The organism is Gordonia sp. VNK1 (assembly GCF_040049135.1).
GTDB classification, from domain to species: Bacteria; Actinomycetota; Actinomycetes; order Mycobacteriales; family Mycobacteriaceae; genus Gordonia; species Gordonia oleivorans.
Genome location: NZ_JBDZDJ010000062.1, coordinates 1 through 1,474 on the forward strand (window position 1 = coordinate 1; position 1,474 = coordinate 1,474).

Here is a 1,474-nt window from a genome sequence, read left to right on the forward strand (position 1 = left end):
GTGAAGTCGGAGTCGCTAGTAATCGCAGATCAGCAACGCTGCGGTGAATACGTTCCCGGGCCTTGTACACACCGCCCGTCACGTCATGAAAGTCGGTAACACCCGAAGCCGGTGGCCTAACCCTTGTGGAGGGAGCCGTCGAAGGTGGGATCGGCGATTGGGACGAAGTCGTAACAAGGTAGCCGTACCGGAAGGTGCGGCTGGATCACCTCCTTTCTAAGGAGCAGAGTCACGCAACCGTTGGTTGTGTGGAGTCCCGTTTGTGGCCGAGTGTGCTGCACGGGGTGCTCGAGGGTGAAACATCAAACAAGTCTGGTCCTGGGCGTGTGTCTGGGGTGCCGGGTTGTCGTTGGTCGTGAGGCCGGCGTGCTGCCAATACACTGTCGGGGTTCTGAGGGAACACGCGTTTCTTCTGGGCCTGCAATGCGAGTTCATCGGTGATGCATCCTGTGGTGGGGTGTGGAGGTGGGGTTGGTTGTGGGTGTGTGTTGTTTGAGAAGTGCATAGTGGATGCGAGCATCTTTATTTTTGCAATGCATACATGATTCTGGATATTTTTCAGGTTGTGCGTGTTTTGTTCGAGTTTTTGTTTTTGAAGATTTTTGTCTCTTTGATGATGGTCACTCTGATGGGGGAGTGTTCCTTGTGGATTCCTTTTTTGGGGGTTCACGGGGGCGGAGCCCCTGTGGGAGTGAGTGTTGTTGTAAGTGTTTAGGGCGTTCGGTGGATGCCTTGGTACCAGGAGCCGATGAAGGACGTGGTAGGCCGCGATAGTCCTCGGGGAGTTGTCAAACGAGCTGTGATCCGAGGGTGTCCGAATGGGGAAACCCAGCACGAGTGATGTCGTGTTACCACCAGCTGAATGTATAGGCTGTGTGGGGGGAACGTGGGGAAGTGAAACATCTCAGTACCCATAGGAAGAGAAAACAATTGTGATTCCGTGAGTAGTGGCGAGCGAAAGCGGAGGATGGCTAAACCATGCGCATGTGAGACCGGGTAGGGGTTGTGTGTGTGGGGTTGTGGGGTTCTTCTTCTCCGATCTACCTGTCGGGGCGTGAGTGAGAAAATCGTGTGTTAGGTGAAGTGGCCTGGAATGGTCTGCCGTAGTCGGTGAGAGTCCGGTAGCTGAAAGCACATGGTCTTGCGTGAAGAATTTTCCCAAGTAGCAGCGGGCTCGTGGAATCTGCTGTGAATCTGCCGGGACCACCCGGTAAGCCTGAATACTTCCTGGTGACCGATAGCGGACTAGTACCGTGAGGGAAAGGTGAAAAGTACCCCGGGAGGGGAGTGAAATAGTACCTGAAACCGGACGCTGACAATCCGTCAGAGCCTGTGCGCAGTTTGGTCTGTGGTGGGTGATGGCGTGCCTTTTGAAGAATGAGCCTGCGAGTTAGTGCTCGGTGGCGAGGTTAACCCGTGTGGGGTAGCCGTAGCGAAAGCGAGTCTGAATAGGGCGTGTGAGTCGCCGGGTCTA

General features: G+C 55.0%; 2 rRNA genes. Both read left to right on the forward strand.

The window, feature by feature from the left end:
• A 16S ribosomal RNA gene (locus tag ABLE94_RS26305) occupies positions 1-216 on the forward strand; the annotation flags it as partial.
• 484 nt (positions 217-700) lie between these two features.
• Positions 701-1,474, forward strand: a 23S ribosomal RNA gene (locus tag ABLE94_RS26310); the annotation flags it as partial.